At 58.5% G+C, this 24,258-nt stretch carries 21 protein-coding genes; 16 read left to right on the top strand and 5 right to left on the bottom strand.

All coding sequences use genetic code 11. The annotated features are described in order from the left end of the window. Window positions 1-32 precede the first annotated feature (32 nt). The 3 genes from EMQ_RS15520 to EMQ_RS15530 all read left to right on the top strand — a co-directional run bounded on the left by EMQ_RS15520 (window position 33) and on the right by EMQ_RS15530 (window position 2,928). Window positions 33-776 carry a (Fe-S)-binding protein gene (locus tag EMQ_RS15520; protein ID WP_010667856.1) on the top strand — a complete coding sequence of 248 codons (744 nt, stop codon included), beginning with the start codon at window positions 33-35 and terminating at the stop codon, window positions 774-776. Between the two features lie 95 nt (window positions 777-871). Then, window positions 872-2,311: a lactate utilization protein B gene (locus EMQ_RS15525; protein ID WP_231368035.1), complete on the top strand. Its 1,440-nt coding sequence runs from the start codon at window positions 872-874 to the stop codon at window positions 2,309-2,311. Next, window positions 2,311-2,928: a LutC/YkgG family protein gene (locus EMQ_RS15530; RefSeq protein WP_010667858.1), complete on the top strand. Its 618-nt coding sequence runs from the start codon at window positions 2,311-2,313 to the stop codon at window positions 2,926-2,928. Before EMQ_RS15525 ends, EMQ_RS15530 begins: the two co-directional genes overlap by 1 nt. A 163-nt stretch (window positions 2,929-3,091) precedes the next feature. Here EMQ_RS15530 and EMQ_RS15535 read toward each other — a convergent pair whose 3' ends face one another. Together EMQ_RS15535 and EMQ_RS15540 are read right to left on the bottom strand one after the other, a co-directional pair. Next, window positions 3,092-3,754: a YceI family protein gene (locus EMQ_RS15535; RefSeq protein WP_232092252.1), complete on the bottom strand. Its 663-nt coding sequence runs from the start codon at window positions 3,752-3,754 to the stop codon at window positions 3,092-3,094. Beyond that, window positions 3,721-4,446: a hypothetical protein gene (locus EMQ_RS15540; protein ID WP_018307719.1), complete on the bottom strand. Its 726-nt coding sequence runs from the start codon at window positions 4,444-4,446 to the stop codon at window positions 3,721-3,723. Before EMQ_RS15540 ends, EMQ_RS15535 begins: the two co-directional genes overlap by 34 nt. A 132-nt stretch (window positions 4,447-4,578) precedes the next feature. On the opposite strand from EMQ_RS15540, the gene dnaE reads away from it, so the two are divergent. The 6 genes from dnaE to recO all read left to right on the top strand — a co-directional run bounded on the left by dnaE (window position 4,579) and on the right by recO (window position 12,587). Then, window positions 4,579-7,998 (top strand): DNA polymerase III subunit alpha, encoded by a 3,420-nt coding sequence (dnaE, locus tag EMQ_RS15545; protein ID WP_010668093.1) that lies wholly within the window; start codon window positions 4,579-4,581, stop codon window positions 7,996-7,998. 80 nt (window positions 7,999-8,078) lie between these two features. Next, window positions 8,079-8,360, top strand: a complete 282-nt coding sequence (locus EMQ_RS15550; protein ID WP_010668094.1) for a hypothetical protein — start codon at window positions 8,079-8,081, stop codon at window positions 8,358-8,360. A gap of 208 nt (window positions 8,361-8,568) precedes the next feature. Further along, the gene (locus tag EMQ_RS15555) at window positions 8,569-9,714 is read left to right on the top strand and encodes an aromatic ring-hydroxylating oxygenase subunit alpha (protein WP_018307718.1); all 1,146 of its coding nucleotides are present in this window, start codon (window positions 8,569-8,571) and stop codon (window positions 9,712-9,714) included. 271 nt (window positions 9,715-9,985) lie between these two features. Next, complete coding sequence (gene rpsB / locus EMQ_RS15560) at window positions 9,986-10,786, top strand: 30S ribosomal protein S2 (RefSeq protein ID WP_010669057.1); 801 nt, start codon at window positions 9,986-9,988, stop codon at window positions 10,784-10,786. 106 nt (window positions 10,787-10,892) lie between these two features. Next, window positions 10,893-11,798, top strand: coding sequence for a translation elongation factor Ts (gene tsf / locus EMQ_RS15565; protein WP_018307717.1), 906 nt, complete (start codon window positions 10,893-10,895; stop codon window positions 11,796-11,798). A gap of 18 nt (window positions 11,799-11,816) precedes the next feature. Beyond that, entirely contained in the window at window positions 11,817-12,587 is a 771-nt protein-coding gene (recO, locus tag EMQ_RS15570) for a DNA repair protein RecO (RefSeq protein WP_018307716.1), read from the top strand. 167 nt (window positions 12,588-12,754) lie between these two features. Here recO and EMQ_RS15575 read toward each other — a convergent pair whose 3' ends face one another. Both EMQ_RS15575 and EMQ_RS15580 read right to left on the bottom strand, forming a co-directional pair. Beyond that, window positions 12,755-13,522 (bottom strand): 2-keto-4-pentenoate hydratase, encoded by a 768-nt coding sequence (locus EMQ_RS15575; RefSeq protein WP_010665693.1) that lies wholly within the window; start codon window positions 13,520-13,522, stop codon window positions 12,755-12,757. Window positions 13,523-13,706: 184 nt separating this feature from the next. Next, window positions 13,707-14,159 carry a hypothetical protein gene (locus tag EMQ_RS15580; RefSeq protein WP_010665692.1) on the bottom strand — a complete coding sequence of 151 codons (453 nt, stop codon included), beginning with the start codon at window positions 14,157-14,159 and terminating at the stop codon, window positions 13,707-13,709. 45 nt (window positions 14,160-14,204) lie between these two features. Between EMQ_RS15580 and parC the strand changes: the two genes are divergently transcribed. The 7 genes from parC to EMQ_RS15615 all read left to right on the top strand — a co-directional run bounded on the left by parC (window position 14,205) and on the right by EMQ_RS15615 (window position 23,286). Then, window positions 14,205-16,424 (top strand): DNA topoisomerase IV subunit A, encoded by a 2,220-nt coding sequence (gene parC, locus EMQ_RS15585; RefSeq protein ID WP_010665691.1) that lies wholly within the window; start codon window positions 14,205-14,207, stop codon window positions 16,422-16,424. An 88-nt stretch (window positions 16,425-16,512) separates the two neighbouring features. Then, complete coding sequence (locus tag EMQ_RS15590; RefSeq protein WP_010665690.1) at window positions 16,513-18,288, top strand: hypothetical protein; 1,776 nt, start codon at window positions 16,513-16,515, stop codon at window positions 18,286-18,288. Further along, on the top strand, window positions 18,285-19,319 hold the full coding sequence (locus EMQ_RS15595) for a hypothetical protein (protein WP_010665689.1): 1,035 nt from the start codon (window positions 18,285-18,287) through the stop codon (window positions 19,317-19,319). The genes EMQ_RS15590 and EMQ_RS15595 overlap by 4 nt, the downstream gene beginning before the upstream one ends. Further along, window positions 19,316-19,930, top strand: coding sequence for a hypothetical protein (locus EMQ_RS15600; RefSeq protein WP_010665688.1), 615 nt, complete (start codon window positions 19,316-19,318; stop codon window positions 19,928-19,930). Before EMQ_RS15595 ends, EMQ_RS15600 begins: the two co-directional genes overlap by 4 nt. Then, a complete protein-coding gene (locus tag EMQ_RS15605) occupies window positions 19,930-21,114 on the top strand; it encodes a hypothetical protein (protein WP_010665687.1) in 1,185 nt (394 codons plus the stop codon). Before EMQ_RS15600 ends, EMQ_RS15605 begins: the two co-directional genes overlap by 1 nt. Continuing rightward, window positions 21,111-22,742 carry an NADH-quinone oxidoreductase subunit D-related protein gene (locus EMQ_RS15610; RefSeq protein WP_010665686.1) on the top strand — a complete coding sequence of 544 codons (1,632 nt, stop codon included), beginning with the start codon at window positions 21,111-21,113 and terminating at the stop codon, window positions 22,740-22,742. The genes EMQ_RS15605 and EMQ_RS15610 overlap by 4 nt, the downstream gene beginning before the upstream one ends. A gap of 55 nt (window positions 22,743-22,797) precedes the next feature. Next, window positions 22,798-23,286, top strand: coding sequence for an NADH-quinone oxidoreductase subunit B family protein (locus EMQ_RS15615; protein WP_010665685.1), 489 nt, complete (start codon window positions 22,798-22,800; stop codon window positions 23,284-23,286). Window positions 23,287-23,339: 53 nt separating this feature from the next. On the opposite strand, the gene EMQ_RS15620 is transcribed toward EMQ_RS15615, so the two are convergent. Continuing rightward, on the bottom strand, window positions 23,340-24,230 hold the full coding sequence (locus EMQ_RS15620; protein ID WP_010665684.1) for a CDP-alcohol phosphatidyltransferase family protein: 891 nt from the start codon (window positions 24,228-24,230) through the stop codon (window positions 23,340-23,342). Window positions 24,231-24,258 lie beyond the last annotated feature (28 nt).

The raw sequence follows: 24,258 nt of genomic DNA on the forward strand, positions 1-24,258 counted from the left end.
ATGGCGGGGTCATCTCTTTGAGGAAGCGTTCCATGCGAGTTGGGTTGTTTGTTCCGTGTTACGTTGATGCGTTTCACCCCGAGGTGGGGCAGGCGACGCTCGAGTTGCTGGAGCGCTTCGGCTGCGAAGTTGAATATCCGTTTGACCAGACCTGCTGCGGTCAGCCGATGACCAACACGGGCTGTCACAAGGAATCAAAAGCGACGGAGGAACTCTTCGTTCGTAACTTCAAGGATTATGATTATATCGTTGCGCCGTCCGGCAGCTGCGTGAACCACATCCGCAATAACTTCGACGCCGTTGCACAGACCGATGATGTGAAGCACGTTCGCGAGCACACATACGAACTGGTCGAGTTTCTGCATGACGTGCTGAAAGTGGACGGTTTTCCGTGGGCTGAATTTCCGCACAAGGTGGCGCTGCACAATAACTGCAACGCCCTGCGCGGCCTCAATATCGCCAGCATGACGGAACTCCGCGAGAAGACATTCTCCAAGCCACGTGATCTGCTCGGCATGGTGAAGGGGCTCGAACTGGTCGATATTACCCGTCCGGATGAATGCTGTGGTTTTGGCGGCACTTTCTCCGTGTTCGAGGAAGCGACATCCGCCCGTATGGGGCAGGACAAGGCGCGGGATCAGGCGAAGTCCGGCGCGGAATATGTAACTTCTTCAGACAGTTCTTGCATGATGCACCAGGAAGGGTGCGCCAAGCGGCTCGGTCTGCCGACGAAATACATCCACATTTCGCAGATCCTGAACGGGGAACGGGTATGAGCATCGAGAATCAGACGGCGCCGACCACACCGGCCGGTCGCACTAACGATGGCGCACCTGCCAATCTGACGCATGGTGCTGGCGCGTCCGTCACCATGCCGGCCCGTGGTCCTGAGCCGCAGCCTCGTGGCGCGGTCATTCGGGGCAATCATCCGATCGATCAGCAGGAAGCAGCGCGCCGTTTCATGGCAGCTCCCCAGCATCTGGCCATGCATGACCAGCGTCTGTGGGATCTGCGCAAAAAGCGCGATGGTCAGAAAGAGATCATCGAAGAGTGGGAAGATCTCCGCCAGCTTGCGTCCGACATCAAGACGCACACGCTGACGCATCTGGACACTTATCTCGAGCAGTTCGAGAAGAACGCCATTGCGAATGGCGTCAAGGTTCACTGGGCGAAGGATGCTGCCGAGCATAACAGCATCGTTGCGGAAATTCTGCGCTCCAAGAATGCCAAAAGCCTCATCAAGAGCAAATCCATGCTCACCGAGGAATGCGGCTTCCGTGAAGCGATGGCGCATGAAGGGGTCACGGTTGTCGAGACCGACCTTGGCGAGCGGATCCAGCAGCTTGATAATGAAAACCCCAGCCACGTCGTGGTGCCTGCGGTTCACAAGCTGCGGACGGACGTGGCAGAAGTGTTTGCAAAAACACTCGGCTCTGACCCGGACAATTCTGACGTCAGCTATCTGACCGAGCAGCAGCGCGAACATACGCGTCCGCTGATCCTGAAAGCAGATGCGGGTATGACGGGCTGCAACTTCGCGGTTGCGGAAACCGGTTCGGTTGTGGTCTGCACCAACGAAGGCAACGCGGATCTGTCAGCCAACACGACGGGCCTGCACATTGTCTCGATGGGCATCGAGAAGATCATCCCGAACCTGAACTCGCTGGCGGTGTTCGTCCGGATGCTGTCCCGCAGTGCTCTGGGCTCACCGATCACGCAGTACACGTCGCATTTCCGTGGCCCACGCCGCGGGGCTGAAATGCATATCGTGATCGTCGATAACGGCCGGACGGATCGTCTCGGGCTGGAGAAGTTCTGGACCTCCCTGAAATGTATCCGTTGCGGTGCGTGCATGAACACCTGTCCGGTGTTCCGTCGTTCCGGCGGTCTTAGCTATGGCGCGACTTATGCCGGTCCAATCGGGCTAATTATCGATCCGACCTTCAACCGCCATAAATATTCGACGCTGCCGTTCTCCTCGACCATGAACGGAAGCTGCACGAACGTCTGTCCGGTGAAGATCAACATTCACGAGCAGATTGCCGACTGGCGTCAGGTTCTGGCCGAGAATCACGAAATTCCGGCTTTCAAGAAGAGCATGATGAAAGCGGCAGGGGCCCTGCTGGCGTCACCGAAGCTGTATCGTGCGAGCCTGCCGATGGCCGACAGCGCCCTGCGTCATTTGCCGCGCTTCGTTCTGTATAACAAGCTGAACACCTGGACGCGTGGTCGTGAAATGCCGCATGTGCCAAAGGAAACATTCCATCAGTGGTATAAGCGTACCCGTGGCGTGGATGGGAAGAAGAAGTGATGAGCAGCACAGACAGCCGCGCGGCGATTTTCGCCGCTATCCGGGCCAATCGTCCGAAAATTCAGCCTCCGCTGCCGGACGTGCCACTGTTCGATGAGAAAGCTCCATCCGATCTGGTGACGGCCTTTTCCGAAATGCTCGTGAAGATGGGCGGAAAAGTGCTTGATTCTCAGGGGCAGGATCCGATTTCCGCCCTTCGCGCCGCAGTGGCGGACAAGGGCATTATCGCTACCTGTGTGCCGGAACTGCATGGGGATGCATCTCTCCAGATCCGTCAGATTCTGCCGGACATGGACCCGCATTCTCTTGCCGATGTGGAAATCGGTGTTGTGCGTGCGGCTTTTGGCGTGGCCGAGACAGGTTCGCTCTGCCTCACGGATGACGAACTGATCGTCAATACGAGCGGTTATCTCCCGCAGCATCTGATTGTTCTGCTTGATCCTTCGCAGATCGTGGCCAACCTGCATAACGCTTACCGGCGTCCGGAATTGCGCGAACATAAATATGCGGTTTTCCAGACGGGGCCGTCTGCAACTGCGGACATTGAAGGTGTGCTGATCCACGGCGCGCAGGGTGTGCGGTCGCTGCGTGTTCTGTTCTGCCCAAAGCAGGGCTGACATAAATGTGCGGCTGTATGGGAGAAGTGTTCTTCCATATACCCGTAGAGAAAATAAATTTTCGGCCATTGTTATACCGAAGATGAATTCATCTTCGGTATTTTTATTTTATTGAGTTCCCTGATTTACGATTGGCAGCAAGTTATTCATCTGTTTTTTTATATTACTTCAGTATGATGCTCGTTTCGGCCTGAACGAGTGGCTGCACCGTACCCAGCATTGTGCTCAAGCCCCATTGGCGCTGGTCGAAAGTCGCGGAACTGCTGATTTCAGTCAGTGTGTTACGCGAAAAATGCATCTTGACCTTGAATGTAAGGGGATGCGTCTGTCCACGCATGGTGAGTTTGCCCACGAGCAAGGTTTCCAGCTTGTTATTGGTGATTTTTGGCTGGCAGTCACCAGCGAAGCGCATGGAGGGATGGTCATCACTATCCAGCATAAGCCCGGATAGCATCGCTGTGCGTAGAAGCGCGCTGCCAACCTTCAGGGAGCTGACCTCCATTCTGAGATCGATGTGACAAACCTGCGTTTCGGGATCGTAGGAAAGGGCTCCAACGACTTTCTCGAAGGTGCCATCGACAGGCATGAAAAGGGTCTTTGCATGCAGTCGGGAGGTAGTGTTGCCAGCGCTCAGTATTACGTTCTGGGTCGCTGCGTGAGCGAGCATTGGCACGAAAAGCAGTAAGACAAAAAGTAAGCGCTTCATAAAGAGGAACCTTGATTCGTGTATGACAGAATGGATATTTTTTATGGCAATCGAGAAGCCTTTAATTAATGGTGTGGAGGGCAAGTTTACTGTTGAGGTTTCAGAAGTGGCTGTTTCCATAATCTGATCTCGGACTGGCATTTTTCAGCTTTACCAACATCGCCGGGCGTGACATCCGAAAAACAGTGTGGGTATTGTTTGTGTGCCTGCTCGATCCACCCTGCTGAAAAAGCGGCGACGGCAATCGTGAGTCCCTGAATAATTGTGCAAAAACGGGCAAACCAGAAAACGATCTGGATATGTTTCTGATATTTGCAAGCGTTTTCAAAGTTGAGTAATGTGATTTTTGTCTGGATTTTGCGTGTTGCTTCTGCTGGTATTTCTTTATTACTTTCTATTTCTTCCCATAATTTCAGAAAGGATGTCAGATCATTATTGATGTTCAACTGTTTGAGTGTATCTGACGTTATGAAGATTTTTGTAATTTCAACTGCGAAGAATACAATGACAGAAGCGGTGAATAGCCATGAGATAAGCACAAACTCGCTTATGTTTTTTGCAATCGAATAAAAAGGAGGGAAGAAGATTGATGGGGCCGTCGTATAAAATAATGTACCCATGCCTGCCACCAGAATGCCGGACGTGATCAGTTCGGGAGTTTTCAGGTTGCTGCTCAGTATATTTCTGTTCATATCCGGCAATGTCTGTATGTAGGCATCAGTAAGCGCGCAGGCTTCTGGGTAGTCTTCACGGTAGTTTTTTAGTATCTTTACGAGGCTTTCAGAAACGGAATTAATCTTATTTTTTGTCATTTTGGGTAATCTTCTTCAATGCTAAGTAGTTGATATTGTCGCATCAACTTAATATCAATATTTTTATTATGTTTCTTTGCAAGAAATGAGATGTCTCCCCAGCGCCTGTCATGCTGTGCTATGATACATTCCATGCCTCACGCCGATTTCGTCCATCTCCGCGTTCATTCCGCCTATTCCCTCAGCCAGGGTGCCATCCGCATTCCCGAACTGGTTGCGCTGGCACGAGGCATGGAGATGCCCGCCGTCGCTATTACCGACACAGGCAATCTTTTCGGTGGGCTGGAATTCTCGCAATACTGCTCGGGAAAAGGCGTTCAGCCGATCATTGGTTGCCAGATTGGCTTGCCACCGCGTGATGATCGGCCCGGCACACCATCGGAACCGATAGTCTTGCTGGCGCGTAACGAGGAGGGGCTATCGAACCTTCAGTTCCTGTCCTCCGCAGGGTTTCTTGAAGGCGACACGGCGGATCCCACCGTTACGCTCGATATGCTGTGTGAGCGGAGTAAGGGACTTTTCCTGCTGACAGGCGGCACGCGCGGTCCGCTCTATCAGATGCTGGCGGAAGGACAGCAGGAGCAGGCTGAAGCATGGCTGGCGCGACTGCATGAAGCGTTTGGCGACAATCTCGTTGTGGAGCTCAATCGGCTCGGTCTTCCGATAGAGGAAGCCGTCGAGCCCGGTGTGCTGGCGCTTGCTGACCGAATGCGCTTGCCGATTGTGGCGACCAATGAGTGCTTCTTCCCGCAGCCGAAGATGCATGAGGCGCATGATGCGTTGATCTGCATCGCGCAGGGGCGAACCATGGCGGAGAAAGATCGCTGGAAAGTCTCGCCGGAATGCTGGTTCAAGCCGCCGGCTGACATGCGTAAGCTGTTCGCTGATCTGCCGGACGCCTGTGACAACACGCTGGCGATTGCGAAAAGCTGTGCCATCAAGGTCGAAACCCGCAAGCCGCTGCTGCCGATGTGTCCGAAGGTGCGCGAGGGCCAGACCGAAGACGAAACCGTTCGCGCCATGGCACGAGAAGGGCTGGAGCTTCGTCTGGCCGCCATCAGTGCCGATGAGAAAACGCGTGAGGTTTACAAGGAACGGCTTGAGTTTGAGCTCGACATCATCTCCCGTATGGGATTTCCGGGCTACTTCCTGATCGTTGCTGACTTCATCCAGTGGGCGAAAGCCCATGATATTCCGGTGGGGCCGGGGCGTGGTTCCGGCGCAGGCTCGCTGGTGGCCTATGCCCTTACCATCACCGACATCGACCCGCTTCCGTTCAACCTGCTGTTCGAGCGCTTCCTGAACCCGGAACGTGTCTCGATGCCTGACTTCGATATCGATTTCTGTCAGGACCGCCGCGATGAAGTGATTTCCTACGTTCGCCGTGAATATGGTGGCGATCGCGTGGCACAGATCATCACCTTCGGAAAGTTGCAGGCCCGCGCTGCGGTTCGTGACGTTGGGCGTGTGCTTGGTCTCCCATACGGCATGGTCAACCGTGTCGCGGAACTGATCCCCAACAATCCCGCCAAGCCGACTACCCTGAAGGACGCCATCGCCGGCGAGCCGAAACTTCAGGAAATGCGTGATACTGACGAGGCTTTGCGTCGTCTGATGGAAATCGGGCAGCAGCTGGAAGGGCTGTACCGTCACGCCTCGACCCATGCTGCCGGCGTGGTGATCGGTGATCGTAAACTTGTCGATCTTGTCCCGCTTTATCGCGATCCGAAGAGCGACATGCTCGTCACGCAGTTCAACATGAAATATGTCGAGCAGGCAGGACTGGTGAAGTTCGACTTCCTCGGCCTGACCACGCTCACCATTCTCCAGCGTGGTGTGCGGTTCCTGAAAGGCCTCGGCATCGAGGTCGATCTTGCGAAAATCCCGCTCGACGACAAGCTGACTTACGAAATGCTGTCACGCGGCGATACCGCCGGCGTGTTCCAGTTCGAAGGCGCGGGCATGAGGGATGTCCTCAAGCAGATGCGCCCGACCCGACTGGAAGACCTGATCGCCGCCGTGGCGCTTTATCGTCCGGGTCCGATGGCCAATATCCCCGATTACTGTCGGCGTAAGCACGGCGAGGCATGGGAGCCGCCGCACGAGGAAATCCGCGATATCCTGGAAGAGACCTATGGCATCATGGTCTATCAGGAACAGGTCATGCAGATCGCCCAGAAAATGGCGGGTTACAGTCTCGGCGCCGCTGACCTTCTGCGTCGTGCGATGGGTAAGAAGATCCGCGCCGAAATGGACAAGCAGCGCGAGATCTTCACCGAAGGTGCTACGGGGCGCGGTATTCCGAAGGACAAGGCCGTCGAAGTCTTCGACCTGATGGCGAAGTTCGCTGACTATGGCTTCAATAAATCCCATGCCGCTGCCTACGCTCTGGTGTCGTATCAGACAGCATGGATGAAGGCGAACTACCCCGTGTCGTTCCTCGCCGCCTGTATGTCGCTGGCGCGGGAGCGGACGGAAAAACTGGCCGCTTTGCGTCAGGAAGCGGAGCGTCTCGGCATCCGTGTGTTGCCGCCCGATATCAACAAATCCGATGCCGACTTCAAGGTTGAGAAGCAGGAGGACGGTACCCTCGCCATTCGTTATGCGCTGGCGGCGGTGAAGAAGGTCGGCTTTGTCGCCATGCAAGGTTTGATGGAAGCGCGTGGCAGCAAGCCGTTCCGTGATCTGGCTGATTTTTCTGCCCGCGTGGACCCGAAGAACCTGAACAAGATGCAGCTCGAAAACCTCGCACGCGCTGGGGCTTTCGACTCAATGGAGCCAAATCGGGCGCGCGTGTTCAGCGCTATCGAAATGATCCTCAAACGTGCTCATGCCCGCGTGCAGGAAATGAACAGCGGGCAGGGGGGATTGTTTGGCGGTCCTGCCGAACCGGAACCCTTGCATCTGTCGAAGGAGCAGGACTGGCCCGAGTTTGAGAAGCTGTCGTACGAAGCAGATGCGATCGGCTTTCATATGACCGGTCATCCGCTCGATTCCTATAAACCGGTCATGCGGCGGCTGGGTGTTGTGCCCATGTCCCAGCTCCTGCCAACAGCAGAAGGTGGCATCACACGGGTCAAGATTGCGGGGTGTGTTGTGGACCGCAAGGAGCGCCCAACCCGGAGCGGTAGCAAGATGGCCTGGTTGCGGCTTTCAGACGCAACCGGAAGTTGTGAGGTGACACTGTTCTCAGAGGTGCTTGGACGCGTCAGGGATATTCTGGTGGCAGGCCGCGCCGTGCTTGTGACGGCTGATCTGAAGCTGGAAGGCGAGGCGATGCGCATTACGGCTTCCGATCTTGTGGAACTGGAGGATGTTGCCTCCCAGACCGGTGGAGAAATGCGAATCTGGCTTGAGGATGCTGAGGCTGTCAGTGATATCCAGGCGGTCCTGTCCCGACAGCAGGGTGGCAAAGGCCGGGTTGTGCTGCTTCCCCGTATTTCGGATACGCAGGAACTGGAAGTTCGTCTGCGCACCGGTTACCGGCTGAGCCCGGTTGTGGGACAGGCTCTGAAGATGATTTCTGGTATAACGGCAATCGAGATAAGGTGATGCAACTTTTGGTTGTATTTTTGTCTATAAAATGACATAGGTTGAATCCTGAATAACTGAACTGTCCTCGGAGAAGCAGGATGGATATCTCGACAACAGCTACTGCCACTGTGCAGAATCCCATCGCGTCTTCAGTGAGTGACGATACGCGAAATGGTTCGTCAGCAAATAAAACCACGACTGCCGCCACGACAGCGTCGAGGCTGAACGCCCTGCCGGTGATCAATCCGGCGTCCCATATCGACCCGGCGCTCGGTATTGTGGTGGTTGAAACCTATAATACGACCGGAGAGGTTGTTGATCAGTATCCGACCAGCCACATGATGCAGCAATATTCACTCTACGGTCTGTCCCAGAGCTGACCGGTCTTGCTTCCGGGTCGACAGGATATTGATTGATATCAAGGCCAAAGCACAATCCGGTTGTGCTGGTATGCAGATCGGCGGCTTGTATTCGTTGTGAGGGAGGTTGATCCTTTCACGCTGTCATTGCACGGTGCCAAAAAGAGTGAATTGGCATTGCCGCACTTTGGAACGGCAGTCGTGCGGGTGAGGCGGGAGAATACAGGATATGTTGACGCAGCAGGAAAGCCGGGAAAATCAGGCGGCCGAGGTGCAGGGTGACGCGGAGCAGAGAGCTGCTACAGTCACGAGTGAGCTTTACCACCGCACCGGTCCTGATCTGCGTCGTGTCGGCCTCAACCCTGACTTCTGGTATCCGGTGGCCTGGTCCAAAAAGGTCAAGTCCGGCAAAGCGTTTGCAACACGCTTCGCTGGTGATCCGATTGTGATCGTCCGTCCTGACGACGGCTCTCCCATCTATGCGCTTGAGGATCGTTGCGCCCATCGGCAGGTTCCTCTCAGCAAGGGAACAGTGGATGGCGATGTCGTGCGCTGCTGTTATCATGGCTGGTCATTTGACCGGAAAGGCTCCTGTGTCACGGTGCCTTATCTTAACAAGCCGGGCGTTGGACGGGGCGTAAAGACGTATCCCTGTCAGGAACGCAGCGGTCTGATCTTTATTTTCCCCGGTGATCCTGAGTTGGCCAAGACCGTTCCGGTTCCGGTGCCCTGTCAGGCTGACAATCCTGAATTCAAGACGCGGCACTTCGATCCACTGGTGAACTGCCATTATTCCTTCATGCATGAGAACCTGATGGATATGAATCATCAGTTCCTGCATCGGAAACAGATGGGGCAGATCACGGCCCGCTTTATGGGGCAGAGCAAAGGCGAGAACTTTGTCGAGGCCAGCTACAGCTTCGCCCGGAAGGGTGGAGATCAGCCGCTGGCCGAGCGCCTCATCTTCGGCAAGCATGACAGGAATATTGATGTCAAAGACCAGCCGGTCGATGAAATCGTCACCATCCGCACAACCTATCCTTACCAGACGTTGCAGATCAGGGATAAGGACGGCGACCTCGTCATGGATCTCTGGGTTGCGTACGTCCCGCTCGGCAAGGACGAGACGGCAACGCAAAGTTACGGTCTGCTCTCGGTGAAACGTCCGAAATGGAAGTTCCTGCTCGATCTGGCGTGGCCGGTTCTGGGCATCTTCACCAACCGAATCTTCATGGAAGACAAGGAGATTGTGGAGATGGAGCAGCAGGCCTGGAAAGAACTCGGCGGCGACCACAATGTGGAAGTCTTCCCGGTCGTGCGCAACCTGAGAGAGCTGCTGATCCGTTCTGGCGTCCCGCTGCAGGCAGAAAGCTGATACGGGAATCAGGTTTCTGCGCTTGGTAGGTCTGAGTTATTCGCCGGTCGGACGCTGCATCTATCATGCGGCAGTTTCCGTCTGGTTGGGCGGGAGATGACCGTTCCATTGCGGTCTGACCTTCAGGGTTGCTTTTTTCGCAGAAAATGGTCATACCGCGCCTGCCTGTGTCCAGTGACACGGGACTTCACACGCAGCGTCCGCACTGGTGTCCGTTCTTTCGGATTTGGTGCGCTGCGGAGGAACAACCGGAACGCAAGGATTCTGAATCATGGCGATGCCTGATTTCACACTGCGTCAGCTCCTTGAGGCTGGCGTCCACTTTGGTCACCACACCCGCCGCTGGAACCCGCGCATGGCGCCGTACCTGTTCGGTGTGCGTAACCAGGTTCACATCATCGACCTGCAGCAGACGGTTGTTCTGCTTGACCGCGCGCTGAAGGTCATCCGTGACACAGTCGCAAGCGGTGGCCGTGTTCTGTTCGTCGGCACCAAGCGCGCAGCGTCCGATCAGGTTGCTGAAGCCGCTCAGCGTTGCGGTCAGTACTACGTCAACCATCGCTGGCTCGGCGGCATGCTGACCAACTGGAAGACCATCACGGGCTCCATCAAGCGTCTGCGCCAGATCGAAGACATGCTGGGCGGTGAGACGCAGGGTCTGACGAAAAAGGAAATCCTCGACATCACCCGTGACAAGGAGAAGCTTGAGCGCTCCCTCGGTGGTATCAAGGAAATGGGCGGCCTGCCTGACATCCTGTTCGTCATCGACACAACGAAAGAGAAGCTGGCGATCGAAGAAGCCAACAAGCTTGGCATTCCTGTCGTCGCCGTTCTCGACAGCAACTCGAACCCAGAGGGCGTGACCTACCCGATCCCGGGTAACGATGACGCCATCCGTGCAATCGAGCTGTATTGCAACCTCGTTTCCAGCGCTGTTCTCGACGGTATCTCCGCCGAGATGACCGCTTCGGGTCGCGACTTTGGCGCAGCTGAAGAGCTGCCTGTTGCCGAGGCTGTCGCTGTTGAGGAAACAGCTGAAGCTCCGGCTGCGGCCCCTGCTGAAGCAGGTTGATTGAAGGGCGGGAGTTCGTGGAGCATCTCCACAGACTCCGCCACTGAAAGATTGCAAGCACGTCCCGCAGGGTGACGTGCTTGCTGCTATTGTGGAGATATGAATCATGGCGGAAATCACTGCTGCCCTCGTGAAGGAACTGCGCGAGAAGACCGGTGCAGGCATGATGGACTGCAAAAAGGCGCTCAAGGAAGCTGCCGGTGAGATCGAAGGCGCCATTGACTGGCTGCGCACGAAGGGCCTCGCCGCTGCTGCGAAGAAGTCCGGCCGCGTAACCGCTGAAGGTCTGATCGGCGTTGTTTCCGAAGGCAAGCGCGCAGCGATGGTTGAGGTGAATGCCGAGACCGACTTCGTTGCCCGTAACGAAGCGTTCCAGGGTTTTGTCGAGGAAGTGGCCAAGGCTGCTCTGACGGTTGGCGAAGACCTTGAGAAGATCAAGAATGCTACGGTTGCATCCGGCCGCACGGTTGCTGACGAGCTGACGCACCTCATCGCCACGATCGGTGAGAACATGTCGATCCGTCGCGCACGTGTTCTGGAAGTGCCGTCGGGTGTTGTCGCTACCTACATCCACGGTGCCCTGAAGCCGGGCCTCGGCAAGATTGGCGTTCTGGCTGCTATCGAGGCGCCGTCCGAGAGCGACGCCATCATGGCTCTGGGTCGTCAGGTCGGCATGCATGTCGCAGCGACCCGTCCGGCTGCTCTGGATGTGAGCAGCATTGATCCGGAAGCTGTCGAGCGTGAGCGCGCCGTGCTGAAGGAGCAGGCTCTGGCCTCTGGTAAGCCGGAAGCGATTGTCGAGAAAATGATCGACGGTCGTATCCGCAAGTTCTACGAAGAAGTTGTTCTTCTTGAGCAGGTCTGGGTGCATGACGGCGAGAGCCGCGTGAAGGACGTTCTTTCCAAGGCCGGTGTGAAGCTGGTCGGATTTGATCGTTATCAGCTCGGTGAAGGCATCGAGAAAGAAGAGAATGACTTCGCTGCTGAAGTGGCCAAGGCTGCTGGCAGCTAAGATCGGGTCGTTCTGATTATGAATGGGGGCGGGGCATCTCTTGAATGGGAAGCACCCGCCCTTGTTTTATCTGTTGCTCCCTTTGGGGAGGCAGATGCACTTGTGCATCTCTTTTCACCGGCTCAGGGCGTATCGCACGGGCTGGTCAAAGGCGGCCTTGGGCGTCGGAATGCTGCGACGTGGCAGAATGGCAATCTCGTGCAGGCCCAGTGGCGGACGCGTATTCCGGGGCAGCTCGGGACAGTCACGGGCGAAATGGCCGGCCCTAATGCCGCCCGTGCGCTATCATCGCGCTCCAGTCTTGCCTGTTTGACTTCTCTTTGTGCTGTTGCAGACAGCGCGCTGGCGGAAGGCGAGTCTTATCCCGGTCTGTGTCAGGACAGTGCTCAGGTACTGGCAATGCTTGGCACGCAGGATATTGGCACTGAAATCTCAACGCTGATCCGATGGGAAACGATCCTGCTGCGGGACCTTGGTTTCGCGCTGGACTTGTCCTGTTGCGCCGTTACAGGACAGACGGACGACCTGATTTACGTTTCTCCCCGTACCGGACGTGCCGTGTCTCAGGAGGGGGCTGGAAAGTGGGCTTCACGCCTCTTGCCGTTGCCCGGTTTTCTGCTTGATGATTCGGATTATGGTAAACCAGAGGACTGGCGAGATGGCCTGCGCCTGACAGGACATTTCCTGTCGCGTGACGTTTTTGGCCCTCTTCATCGCCCTTTACCCGCAGCACGAATCAGACTGGCGGATATTGTGCAGTCTTTTGTGACGGTGCCGGAAGGCAACTGATCTCAATCGCGGTCTACTGCTTCCATGGAAGCACACGGTTTCAAAGATAAGCCTTTGGCTGAGTATGGGGAGGGACTTCACAAATCCCTGTCAGTCATGATGCCAGATGGCATGAGGGGGCACAGTCAGGTTTTGCCGTGTAAAAAATAACCGGCGGAAATTGAATATTATTCCAGAAAGGCAGTGACGGTGCCGAGCGTACCGAACTGTACGCTTACATGCGTCCGGTGAGGCACAAAAAATGCACCCGAGAGTGAGCCTGTCGTCACAACCGTTCCCGCTTCGATAGGAAAGCCACGTCGGACTGCATGACCGGCCAGCCAGACCAGTAACCGTGTCAGATCACCCGCTGCATTGCCGCCGACCTGTTCGGAGACACGGCGGTGATCGACCCTCATCACAAATTTTTCCTGAGCAGGATCGAAATGGCGCCAGTCGGAGAAAGCCGGACCCAGAATAAGGGCGCCGTGGTTCTGCTGATCGGCCATATGCACCAGTCGGGACTGCGAGCCGGGCTTGATAAAGCGTGTGTCCACCACTTCGATAGCCGGATGCACGCTGCCAACAGCAGCCAGAATGGCATCCGGACTCAGATCCGATCCTACGGCTCTGTCGAAACGGTAGGCAATTTCCGCTTCCACGCCACGATGATGAAAGAAATCCGCCGGGATAACGGCACCATCCGCAAATAATGTTTCAGCGTGAAGCGGAGCGGCGGAAGGCTCTGCATCCGGTCCTGCCGCTCCGACCTTCCAGCCACGCACGGGGCCATTCAGGGCGGCGACGTGATTCTGCACCTCGTAGGCAGCTTCTTCCGAGTCCGGGATACAATGAGGAGGCAACGAGATAATGGGGGGTGCGTCACCTTTGCGAACGACATGCAGGGTGCGCGCCAGTGTCAGGGAATTGCTCGGATTGCTGTGGTTTTCTGGCATGAACCTGCCTGTGTTCAGATGTAAAATTTTGTCATGATTTATAAAACCTGAATCCGGTCAAACAAAAGGCAATCTGAGCGGAAATCCCTCAGTTTCTTATTTTAATGGTTCTTTTGCCCGAAAAAGGACAAGGATTTGCCAGCCAGCAGTCTGAAATGGCTGGTTCTCTCCGTGTGGGAAGCGCTTACCACTCAGCGCCAATGACATGTTTAGGCTGATTGGGACCGGGATCAGCGCTTTCTGACCAGACGGTCCAGTCCCAGCCGGGATGCTGATTGATTTCCGCGGTCATGGCGGCCTGACTCGGTATCCCCTTCATGGTTTTGTGCGAATAATCGACGAAAGCAGCCTGACTGCCCATATAGACGCAGCCACAACCGATGCGGTCAGCGTAGAGATAAACAGGACCAGTGCTGGTGGGCCGATAGGTCAGCATGCCTGCGGGCAGAATGTTCATGAGTTCATAGCGGGCTGTGGTGTCCGCTGGATGAGCAGTAAAGCCGCTGTAAGCGAGTTGTTCACCGGTCCGGAGGTAGCGATCAGCCGGTGAACAGGCGGCGAGGCCGCCCAGAGCGGCAAAAAGAGAGGCAAATCGAAATGCCGGACTGCGTGAAAAACCGGTCAGGACGTTGGCCAAAGCGTATCTCTCCGTTATGGGTGCGCACGACGGAGGACACAGGACATGAGTGACACGTTCGCAGGCCATATCGAGGACACCCGACTTACCGACGCCCTGAGCGAGCGGTATCTGGCTTACGCGCTGTCGACAATCATGTCCCGCTCGTTGCCGGACGTGCGGGACGGTCTCAAGCCAGTGCATCGCCGTCTCATCTTCGCCATGCACCAGCTTCGCCTTGATCCCGCATCCGGGTTTAAAAAGTGTGCACGTGTCGTCGGTGACGTGATCGGTAAATACCATCCCCACGGCGACGCCTCGGTCTACGAAGCGCTCGTGCGGCTCGCGCAGGATTTCGCCGTCCGATTCCCGCTTGTCGAAGGGCAGGGCAATTTCGGTTCCGTGGACGGTGATAACGCCGCCGCCATGCGATATACCGAAGCCCGTCTGACCAAGGTCGCGCAGGCGCTGCTCGAAGGCATCAATGACGACGCCGTCGATTTCCGCCCCACCTATGACGGTGAAGACGCCGAGCCGGTTGTTCTGCCCGCCGCCTTCCCAAATCTGCTCGCCAATGGTGCTGCGGGAATCGCTGTCGGCATGGCCACCAGCATTCCGCCGCACAACGCCGGTGAAATCTGCGCCGCCGCCGGCCTGCTGATCCGCAAGCCCGATGCGACTGTGGCCGAACTCCTCCAGCACATGCCCGGCCCGGACTTCCCGACAGGCGGCATTATCGTCGAGGATTCGGACGCTATCCTGAAGGCCTACGAGACCGGCCGTGGCGGCTTCCGTATCCGTTCCCGCTGGCAAACCGAGCAGGGCCGCTTCGGCACATGGCAGGTGGTCGTCACCGAAATCCCCTATCAGGTGCAGAAATCCCGCCTGATCGAGCAGATCGCCGACCTGCTGGTGCAGAAGAAGCTGCCGCTGCTGGCTGATATCCGCGATGAAAGCTCGTCCGATATCCGCCTCGTGCTGGAACCGAGAAACCGCACCATCGAGCCGGAAGTGCTGATGGAGACGCTGTTCAAGGCGACCCAGCTCGAAAGCCGCTTCTCGCTCAACATGAACGTCATCGGCCCGGACCGCGCGCCCGGCGTGCTGGATATGCGTTCCGTGTTGCAGGCATGGCTCGACCACCGCCACGAAGTACTGGAACGCCGCAGCGCCCATCGCCTCGCCGCCGTCGAGAAGCGTCTCGAAATCCTCGAAGGCTTCCTCGCCGTCTATCTCAACCTCGACGAGGTGATCCGTATCATCCGCGAGGAAGATGACGCCAAGTCCAGCCTGATGACGACCTTCAGCCTCACCGAAATGCAGGCCGAAGCCGTCCTCAACATGCGCTTGCGCAGCCTGCGCAAGCTGGAAGAGATCGAGATCCGCAAGGAGCACACCGCTCTCTCCGCCGAACGTGACGAACTCCGCGCTCTGCTGGGCGACGAGAAACTCCGCTGGTCCCGCATCGCCGCCGAAGTGAAGGAGATCGGCAAGAACTTCGGCTCCGGAGCACTGGGCGCACGTCGCAGCACGCTCGGCGCACCGCCACCGCAGATCGATCTGTCCGCCGCCACGCTGGTCGAGCGCGAACCGCTGACCATGATCCTGTCCGAGAAGGGCTGGGTTCGTGCCGTGAAAGGTCACGGCATCGACGCCAGTACCCAGAAGTTCAAGGAGGGCGACGATCTCCGCCTTGCGCTGCCCTGCCAGAGCACCGACCGTATCTGCTTCTTCGCTACGGACGGTCGCGCCTATACAGTCAATGCTGGTGACCTTCCGCGTGGCCGCGGCGACGGCCAGCCGGTGCGCCTGCTGATGGATCTGTCGAATGACGAGGACATCCTTTCCGTGTTCGTCATCGAGGACGGCAAGAAGCGCCTCGTCGCCTCCAGCGTCGGACGCGGCATGATTGTGGCCGACACCGACTTCGCCGCCGAAAAACGCAGCGGTAAGCAGGTGCTCAATCTCAAGGGCGAGGAAAGCGCACGTCTCTGCATCCCGGCGCAGGGCGATCAGGTCGCGGTCTATGGCGGCGACAAGCGACTGCTCGTCTTCCCTGTCGATCAGCTTCCCGTCATGACGAAGGGTCTGGGCGTCACGCTCCAGAAATATCCGGATGTCGGCGCGAAACTTGGTCTGCGTCAGGCTGTCGTGTTCAGCGCGGAGGAAGGGCTGCTCTGGCCGGGGGCTGTGCGGGTGCGTAGCTTTGCCGAACTTGAACCGTGGGTCGGCAAGCGTGCAGCGACCGGCAAGGCGGCACCCCCGTGGGCGACGAAGAAAGCCTGAGACTTTCCCAGCGGGCTGACTGCCCGCACAGCATCGCGTCGGTTCGCATCATGCAGGACATTTCCCCATCCTGACGATCCTCATCCTGTTGCCGGTCATCCTCGCCAGCCTGCTTTCGGCCACGGCAGAGCGATGGATCGGGCTGCCTTCGGGACAGCAGCGGCTGGCCTGTCAGGGAATGTGGCTGGTCGCGGCATTGGGCGCGCTGATCGTGCTGCCATGGAGCGCGGGCGATGCGCGTTCCGTTCTGCCGTTCTTCACACTGGACCCGCTTGGCTGCCTGTTTCTGGTGGTGTTCGCCATTCTCGGTTGCTGTTCGGAGCGATGGATCAGACCCGGTGGCCGCCTTCCGCTCGCCTGTTCGGTCGCGTGTCTGGCCACCTTCGCCAATGATGCCGCTACTCTAATGGTAACGGGCTGTCTGGCGCTGATGCTGGCACTTCCAGAACGTCAGAAAGCATCCGCCGGGTGCCTGCGGCTCCTACTTTTCGCGGCCGCCTGCGCGCCTGGTGTGCCTCACGGTGCCGAGTGGATGGCTATAGCCGCCGCTCTGGCTTGCGCGGCAGGAGCGGGACGTCGGCAGCCGGACTTTGCGGTGGCCCCGATGCTGGAATCCGGGTGTGGTCTGCTGCTGCTTTGTCGTGTGCTTCTCAGGCCCGACACCGTGATCACGCCCGCCATGACCGCGACGCTGATTGCCGGTGGGATGCTGCTGGCGTTCGTGCGCGTGACCTCTGCTCTCACCACACGAAAAGGGTGCGTTGCAAATGCGGGGCTGGCTGGGTTGCCTGCCGCGCTGAGCATCACCTCGATTGGGTTGCTGATGCTCGCGGGTGCTTCCGGTTCTGCGCTGACAGCGCATGCCGCAGCCTGCACGCTGGTGCTGGGGCTGGTGACGCTCTGGCCCGTCGCCATTGCGTTTCTGCGCACCGGCGGGCTGGTCGCAGAGGGCGCGGGGTCAGATCATCTCGGTCGTCTGGGCGGTCTGATTCTGTTTGCGCCACGACTGGCAGGCTTGTTCGCCATAACACTACTGATTCTTACCTTTCTGCCGCCAGCCAGTGGTTTCACCATCCTGTGGCTGCTGGTTGAAACGGCTCTTGGTCTGCTGCCGGATGGCTTCGCCGCGGCCCTGCCGTCACTGGCTTTCCTGCTGGCTCTTGGAGTGCTTGTTGCGCTGACCGGACTGGCTGCGCTGAGACTGGCGGCGCTTCTTTTGCTGGGCAGCGCACGCAGTCCCCGCATGGCGGCCTGTCCCGACGCGATATGGCCGGCTCTGGTGCCGGTTTCCGGTGCGCTCCTGTTCGCCGTTGTGGCCGGGTTTGTGCCGGGCGGTGTGCTGCGTCTGGCTGAACCTGTCCTGCAACAATTGACGGGCGCGCCGCGTGCGACACCACAGCCTTTCTTTACTCTGGTTGCACCGGATGGGCTGTCATCATGGATGCCTCTTGGGGTGACGACGCTTCTGTTGCTGATCGTGCTGATCATCCGGCTGGCGCAGCAGCAGGCTCTTCGTTCGCGGACTCATGTTCCCGTGCTGAAACGCGAGATTCTGCCTGACACTCACGTCGGTGAGACGACCCCGTGGCTGGGTGGACTGACAACGCGAGCGCCTTGGCTCCCATTTGGTGAACCGCTGATCTGGTCGGGTGTCGATATGGCGCCGTCCTCACTGAGGTCAGTGCTGTTCCTGCGGGGACGACGCAGGATCATGTCCCGCTTCCGGATGCTGCGCCTTGGTGCGCGCGGCTTGCACCGCCTCCGACAGGCGCTCCGGAAAGCTGCTCCTTTTGCGGATCATGCGACTGCTGTCGTGCTTGTTATGGTGGCGCTTGGCATTTCCATCTCGGCCCTGCTGTCATGACCCTTCTCCAGATCGTTCTTTCCGTTCTGCTGATAGGGCTGCAACTGGCGCTGATAGTATTCTTCGGGCCGCTCCTGAGCGGTTTTCGTCGTTTCATCTCGGCACGGATGACGGGTGTTCCAGCGCCGCCTGTGCTGCGCCGATGGTTCGTCATTGGTCGTGAATGGGGACAGGTTCCTCCGGTTCAGCATAGCGATGCGCCTCCGCTGGTCGCGGGGATGATCACCGGGATTGTCGCGCCGTTTTCTCTGGCCGCCGCCGTATGCGCAGCCCTGTTTGTGCCTGCCTTCACTCAGGGGCTTTTGACCCGTTCGTGGTCTGATCTGCTACTCGTGGGGCTGCTGTTGGTGCTGGCCCGTTTCACCGCCTTGCTGCCGGGACTGGCCCAGCCTGCGGAACGCGCCACGCTCGCATTCGGACGGGCTGTCGCTCTGGCGCTGGTGCTGCCTTGTCTGTTTCTGCTGGTAGCGCTGCTGTTCAGCGCCGGAGCGACGACCGATCTCGCTTCCGTGCTGGCGGGCATGGGTCATGAAAATCCGTTTGTGGAAGGCGCGCCCTTCGTGCTGGCTGGCGCGGCCATGCTGGCGGCTGTCGATCCGGTGGAAAAGTCCGATTCCGAAGAACCGGGAAGCGATGGGGCGCTTCTGATGATGTCGCGGGACATTGCGGCTCTGACATGGCTCACTCTGGCCGGGGACCTCATGTGGCCCGGTTCGTTGGCCTCGGTGCTTGATAGCCCTTCCTTTCTGAGTGGCTGCGGTGCGCTGGCGCTCGGCGTGCTGTGCTGGTTGTTACGCAGTTTTCTTCTGGCGATCATTCTTGCGACTGGTCGGGCCTTTGCGCTTGGTGATCTGGCTGCGGTGCGTCTGCGGGCGGCCTCCGCGCTGCTGCTGGCGGTGCTGGCGCTTCAGTTAATGACCGCTGCCCGTCTGATGCCGCCTGTTGGCGTGATGCCTGAAGAAAGCCGGGTTTCAGAAAAAACACCTTCGGTGCACCCTGCCACCCGTCGAACGGATATCGAAAAACGATGACGCTCGCGCTTGCCCTTCTGCCGCTGCTGGCTCTGCTGACGCTCCTCGCCGGTCTGATGGTGACGCCGGTGACGGGACTTCTGACGGCCCTTTCCATCCTGCTTCTGCGTCATGTGACGCCGGAACCCCTTCCCGCCGTCATCCTGTTTGCGGCAGTGAGCGCGCTGATCCTCCCGATCGGTCCGGCATGGTGGTTGGGACGCTATACGGATGAAGCGGGTCCGTCGCGTGTGGCCGGGGCAGTCATTCTCTCGCTGGCGCTGCTGATTGCCGGCAGCCTCAGTCTTCCGTCCGAGGACATGCTTCAGAACCCGGCGCTTCTCGCTGCTCCGTTTATTCCAATCGACGCGGCAGTCGTAACGGTGGCGCTTGGTGTGACCTTTATTGGTCTGGCCACACTGTCTCTGCGGTCTGGCGCACGCTATCAGTTGGCCGGGCTTCTGACGGCCTGTGACGGATTGCTGCTGACAGCGGCCAACATTCGCAATCCCTATGCGGGCTGGCTCATCGGTGTGTGCGTTTTACTGCTTGCCGGAGCCGGAACCTGGCTGGTGCGTCGTCTTTCCCTTCTGCGACTGAAATCCACAGAGCGCAGGGAGGGCGGGTTCTGATGCTCATTGCAGCGGATATCATCCTGTTCCTCAGCCTTGTCTGGCCGTTTCTTGCCGGCGCGATCATTGCCGCTTTCGGTCCTGAAAGTCGAACGGGCGATGAGGAGACGCAAAGCCGGTTCTCCCAGCTTGCCGCGAATTTCTCCCTTGTCGCGGTAGCGCTGGCAGCACTCAATGTGCCGCTCTCGCTCTATCTGGCGGCAACCGGCCAGGGCGTTGAACTGGGATGGATGGTCGAAGCGCCTCTGGCGACGGTTGGGTGTCTGCTCCTGCATGTCAGTCTGGTGTCGCAGTGCTTTGCGCCACCGTTGCCCGAGGAGGAGCGTGCTCTGGTGGCGCGGGACGCCGTTCCATTCTGGACCACCGGACTGCTGGCTCTCGCGATGATGCTTTCAGAGCCCGTTGCTCGCGCGGCCATGCTGCTGTCGGCTCCTGTTCTGAGTGTCATTCTACTTAATACTGGTGCCGGTCGTGCGCTTGCGGGCTGGAACACGCTCCGTCGGGCTGCCACGGGAGCCCTTTTGGTCTGTAGCGGATTTCTGCATCCTGATCCGATCATTGAAGGGATGCTAGCAGGATGTGGATTCTGCCTGCTCGCCAGCCTGTTTCCCTGCACGCTGTCTCTGAGCGCGACACGGACAGACCGGGCAGGCGACGCATCGGAAATCCTGAGAGCCAATGCCGCAACGCTGGCCGTGGTGGCATTGCTGGTGACATTCCCTCTGCCGCCGGTGACTGCCTTGGGTCTCCGAGGACTGTTCTTTGCATCCGGTCTTGCGACACTCGCGCTCGCAGCTGTGCGTCTCAGACTGAGATCAGCGCCGGCGACTTCCCTGCTGACACAGGCTTCGATGGGGCTTGCCGCCGTTTCAGCTGGTCTTGCCCATCCGCTGGTGGCTGATCTGGCTGTATTTGGTCCGCTTGTCGCAACGCCCTGGCTTTCATTGTCCGGAAAGCCGAATTCCCGCGTAACGCTGTTGGCGGATCAAGCGTTTCTTCTGCCAGGATTCGCAGCGCTTCTTCTGGCTGTGATGCTGGTGGCGGGGACATCCCTGCCACTCGCCCTGCTGCTGATAGCGGCGGTATGGCCAGCGTTGCGCCCCGGTGTCCGGCTGTTTCCGTCCAGAGTAACGCTTCCCAAAGTCAGTGGCGCAAAGCCCGTCAACAGGGAGGGACGGTCATGAGTATTCCGCCCATTCTGTTCGGTGGTGGGGCTCTTGTGACGCAGGAACCGTCCAAACCCACAGTGCGGACCCTCATTCGCAACGGTCAGAAGACCGAAACGGCGTGGCGCTTTGAACTGACCGAAGACACTTGGTTTGATCTGGTGGAATGTCTGCGTGACGATCCGGCGGTTCTGCTGGGTCTTTGGTGTGACGGCAAGGCAGTGCACGCTTTTTTCAATGATGGCGTACCGGGAGGCGAGGTCGGACTCCGGCCGCTTATGGCGTCTCTGGTGCTGGACGGTCCGCGCTATCGTGGTTTTTCAGCTATCCGTCACCGGGCTGCGCCATTCGAACGCATGATCCGCGATCTCTGGGGCGTTGAGGCCATGGATGCGGCGGATACGCGGCCATTGGTCGATCGTGGCGCATGGGCGGTAACAGCGCCTTTGTCGGAACGCCCGGTTCCCGCTTCAGGGATGACCGATATGCTGGAGTTTTCCACGCCGGACCCGGTGGTTGCCGCGCAGGGGATGGTCTTTTCCCGTGGACCGGCATCCGGTGGGTCAGAAGGGGCCGTGCATTTTCGCCTCGGTGTCGCCAATGGACGTGTCCGCACTGTCGAGGCGCTGACTGGCTTTGCGCATCGGGGGATGGAAGCGCGGATGGCGGGTGTCTCGCTTGCCGATGCGGCGGCCCTGAGTGGGCGAATCCATGTGGGCGCGACGCTGGCGCATCAATGGGTCTTCAGCGCTGCGGTCGAGCAGGCGATGGGTGTGACGGTCGCGCCGATGATCGGGCATATCCGGGCGATGCTGTGTGAGATCGAGAGGATTTACACGCATCTCACCAGTCTGGCGCGAACGGCGGATGCTGCGGGTGCGGAAATGCTGGCGACCCGGCTTTATAAAGCGCGCGATATTCTCTCCCGTGTCTGTCAGGCGGCCATAGGACGGCGTCTGTTGCTTGACTGCGTGGTGCCGGGTGGCGTCACACTCGCCATTTCCGGGCATGAGCAACTGCATGAAGATGTCGTTCTGGAAGGGCTTCGAACCCTATGTGAGGAAATCGCCGTCTTCGGAACGGGGGATTTTCTCGATATCCAGACGCTCTGGCAGGCAACCGGTGTCGTGACGTCGGGTCTGGTCGGAGAGGGTGTGGTTCCTAGGGATCAGGCCGATGCTCTTGTGCTGGGAGGAGCAATTGGTCGGAGCTGCGGGAGGGGAGCCGATCTGCGCCAGTCCATGGAAGCGTATTCGGGTGTCCGAATCCGCACACCTGTCGCGATTGAAGGCGATGCTGCTGCCCGCTGTCGGATCCGTTTCGAGGATATTGCCGAAAGCCTGCGGATGATCGCTGCTTTCGGGGCCATGTTCACGCCTGATGACGAAGCTGAGCGCCCTTCATTTCTTGGTCCGCTGAAGATCCCTCAAGAGCGAAGTGAGGGGTATGCCGCCGTTGAAGGGCCTGACGGACTGATCTGTCATGTCGTGATTTTACAGGCAGGACGGGTTGAGCGCACTTTTATCGCGGAGCCTGCCGGTGTGTTGCAGGGCGTGCAGGAAACAGCGCTTCAGGGGTCTAGCCCCTCTAAATTTGATGCAGTGCGTTGTTCGTTCGGTGTTTCTGTCGCGGCCGTTGATCTGTAAGAATAGTCCGGCTACCGCCACATTTCTGTGACAGGCCAAGAGGGAGGGGGTTACCGTGTCGACTGTTCTGATCCGCGCGTTGTTTACATCCCTGCTTGCGCCTGCCGGTCCTGCGCTGCCACCGGTCGTGTCACGTTCTCCGCTGGTTTTCTTTCATGTGGATAGTGGCGGCTGTGAAGCCTGTAGTCTTGAGGTCGAGGCGCTCAGAAAGGGCGACTATGGCTTGGCCGAAGCAGGAATTGTGTTCACCGATGCGCCGCGGCTTGCGGATATACTGCTTGTGACCGGCACCTGCACCCGGATGATGGCTCCCGTGGTCAAGGCGGCGTGGGAAGCGATGCCGCAGCCCAAGGGCCTGCTCGCTGTAGGAGCCTGCGCGATTGACGGAGGGCCATTTGCCGAGAATTACGCTGTGCTCGGCGGGCTGGAGAAGCGGGCGTCCGTGGATTGCGCCATTCCCGGTTGTCCGCCGACCCCTGACGCTATCCTGCAAGGGATCGTAAACCTGCTCTCCCCAACACCTGCACCCATCATGGAAGCGTAGGTCCGACCAGCATGCGTCAGTAAGCTGGTCGTATTGAGAGCAGGGCTCTGCCCTTAGTGGTGAGCAGTGTGCTCTGGAAGAGTTGTATGCTCAGCCAACTGGGTTTCGTCCTCGTCTTCCTGAAGGGCTTCAGCGGCTCTTCTGAGGCGCTGGAAGCTCATTCGGCTGACCGGAAGAATGGCGACGTAAACCACGCCCATGCCCGCAAGAACGCCCCAGGGATCCGCCACAAGTGCTACAAGGTATGCCCCTATACCCAGCATCATGGGCAGGACATATTTGGCCGGAACCTTGAAATTCTTGAATGACCAGACCGGCAGGGTCGACACCAGAAGAAACGCGGTTCCAATCAGACTCAGGATCGGCAACCAGGGCAGCCGAGTCATTTCGTAAAGGCTGGTATAACCGAGTTTTTCTGCTTCAAGACCCAGAAAAAGCGGGAACAGAGCCAGCCCTGCACCTGCTGGAGCCGGGACGCCGGTGAAGAAGTTGCTCGCATATTTCGGGCGTTCTTCCTCGCCGTCGAGACTGGCGTTGAAGCGTGCCAGACGCAGCGCCATGCAGACTGTGAACAGAATGCCGGGAAGGAACGAGTAGCGACCAGCGTCTTTCAGGGCCCAGATATACAGCACGAAAGAGGGCGCCACGCCAAAGCAGAGGAAATCCGAGAGACTGTCAAACTCTGCGCCAAAGCGGGTGGAGCCGCGCAGAAGACGCGCAATCCGACCGTCGAGCCCATCGATAATCGCCGAAGCCAGAAGGGCGAGAGCAGCATGATGGAACCGGCCATCCAGCGCGAAACGCATCCCCATCAGACCGCTGCAAAGGCCCAGCATGGTGAGCAAATTGGGGATAAGCCGGTTGAAGGACGGGCCGCGGACACGTGCCCGAACCGGACGGCTGCCGCGCAGACGACGACGTCTGCGCCTTGTTGTTTCAGCCATGAACGAAAGGCTCCCGTGTCACGGGAAA

Source organism: Acetobacter aceti NBRC 14818, assembly GCF_000193495.2.
GTDB lineage: Bacteria > Pseudomonadota > Alphaproteobacteria > Acetobacterales > Acetobacteraceae > Acetobacter > Acetobacter aceti.